Here is a 2,501-nt window from a genome sequence, read left to right on the forward strand (position 1 = left end):
CCCAAAGCTTCAACCAACACTGGAGTTCCATCGCACTCTTTAACCTCTTCGAGCAAACAAACCGGCGTCCAATGCTGGCGCATAAGCTTACCCATCGGGTCGGTTGGCATAACATGAGTTAACAATTCATTTTCTTGTGGTGTAAGCATTGTGCCTTTCTCCATTTTATTTTATTTCGTATAGCTACAAGCACCCTACGTCACTGCTTGTAAGCCAAATTTGTAACCAAGTTTCTATTTGACGAGTCGACAAAACATGTCGAGGAGGCGTTAACAGAAAATCAGTCTCATGTTCGATTACCTCAACGGAACAAATAATAGATATCTAATTTTGCACAGTCAACATAATTAGCAATCTAATTTTTATTGACGATAAATAATTAGATTGCTAATATTGATCCAAGTCACGAACATCCCTATTTAAGGATTGATGACACCAAATCAATATGTAGTGATACCTAGAGAGAAGAACAATGAAACTGCACGTAACTGCTCGGCGCACACTCACGCCAGAAATTGAAGAATTCACCCTGACCCCTGTTGATGGGCAACAGTTGCCACCAGCAGAGCCTGGCTCACACATCTCTATCACCACTCCCTCTGGGGCTCATCGTTATTATTCGTTGGTTTACTCTGGTGACAACTTAAGCGCGTACACCGTTGCGATCAAAAAAGAGCCCAATTCTCGTGGTGGTTCAAAGTCGATGCATGAACAGGCAACAGTATCGACGGTTCTGGATGTAGAAACGTCTGATAATGAGTTTCCTCTCGGTCCGAAGCACGATGCTTTGTTAATCGGTGGCGGTATTGGTATCACACCGATTTACTCTATGGCACAAAGACTAAAAGCAGAAGGTAGAAAATTCCGAGTTGTTTATTTAGCTCGCAGCTATGAAAAAGCAGCGTACGCTGATGAGCTTCAGGAGCTTTGCGGAGATGCAATCACTATCCACTATAGCGAAGGCGATAGTTCAAACGCTTTCGATTTTTGGGATCTGCTGATGACGCCAACGCAGGAGCATATCTATTGCTGTGGGCCAACGTCTCTAATGGAAGAAGTGAAAGGCGGTACGGGCCATTGGCCTGATGGCCGAGTGCATTTTGAAGAGTTCATGCCCGTAGAAATCATTCGAGATAGCGATACCGAATTCACCGTCGAACTCGCTAAATCAGGTGAAACGATAACTGTTCCCGCGGATCACACTATTCTGGAAGCTCTGCGCGCTAATGGACACGATTTTTCCAGCTCCTGTGAAACCGGGACTTGTGGCACCTGTAAATGCAAATATACGGAAGGTGAAGTGGATCACCGTGACTTAGCTTTAATGGATGACGAGAAATCCGACACTATTATGCTGTGTGTATCCCGAGCAAAAGGTGATCGCCTTGTCCTCGATATCTAATCCAATACGCCTAGGCGTAGCGGGATTAGGGAGAGCCTTTGCGCTATCAGCCCCCGCTATTCATGCACACCCAGGTGTTAACTTAGTCGCTGGCGCGGAGCCAAACTCCGAGCATAGGAGGTCATTTGAAACGACTTTTGGTGCAAAGACCTATGCCGATGTTCGCGACCTAGTAACAGACCCAGACGTGGAAGCGGTCTATGTATCCACGCCTCATGGATTACATAAAGAGCATGCTTTAGCTGCTATAAACGCCGGCAAATCCGTCCTTATCGAAAAGCCGATGACTGTCTCATTAGAAGATGCGTCATCGCTAATTGAAGCGGCAAAAAAGGCGGGAGTACAGATCATTGTTGGCCCTAGCCACAGCTTTGATGGTCCGGTTAAGCTCGCTGAAGCTTTAATCGCGGAAGGTAAGATAGGGCGCGTAAGGATGATACATGCGCTCTATGCAACCGATTTTTTATATCGCCCAAGAACAGCGGCAGAGCTTTCTACAGACTTAGGTGGAGGTGTAGTGTTTAGCCAAGCCGTCCATCAAATCGATCTCGTCCGCCGACTCGCTGCTGTCCCCGCTCAGCGTGTTACCGCCAGAACGGGTGGAGCCTGGGATGCTGACCGACCGACCGAGGGCGCCTACAGCATGCTGATTGATTTCAGCGAAGGTGTCTATGCCAGCCTGACGTACTCAGGTTACGCTCATTTTGATGGCGACCGGCTAATGGAGAACACTGCTGAATTAGGCATACCCAAGTCAGATGAATTCAAGAGCGCCCGCAAAATACTGGAATCCGTCCAGGACGAATCGGAGTTTAAGTCATCACGTGGTTTCTCATCCCTCGAAACCTGCCCTCAGGCTCAAACTCACGAGCACTTTGGTCAGGTTTTCGTATTCGGCGACCGCGGAGACCTGCGCCTGACGCCGAACGGAGTAGAAATTACCGATACGAATGGACCCGAATTCTACCCCGCACCTTTTAGAACCGCCCGAGCAGAAGTATTTGACACACTTTATGCCGCAGTTCGTGAACAAACGACTCCATTGCAGGATGGCAAATGGGGCCGAGCTTCACTCGAAATCTGTCATGCACTACTTACC

Annotated in this window: 2 protein-coding genes; both read left to right on the forward strand. The window is 47.9% G+C overall.

The annotated features are described in order from the left end of the window. Positions 1-472 precede the first annotated feature (472 nt). Entirely contained in the window at positions 473-1,402 is a 930-nt protein-coding gene (locus tag Q0688_RS19520; RefSeq protein ID WP_299081232.1) for a PDR/VanB family oxidoreductase, read from the forward strand. Then, positions 1,386-2,501 (forward strand): Gfo/Idh/MocA family oxidoreductase (locus Q0688_RS19525; protein WP_299081235.1); only part of this gene is annotated, 1,116 nt, incomplete at its 3' end. The genes Q0688_RS19520 and Q0688_RS19525, both read left to right, overlap by 17 nt.

The organism is uncultured Paraglaciecola sp., assembly GCF_937123705.1.
Classification (GTDB): Bacteria; Pseudomonadota; Gammaproteobacteria; order Enterobacterales; family Alteromonadaceae; genus Paraglaciecola.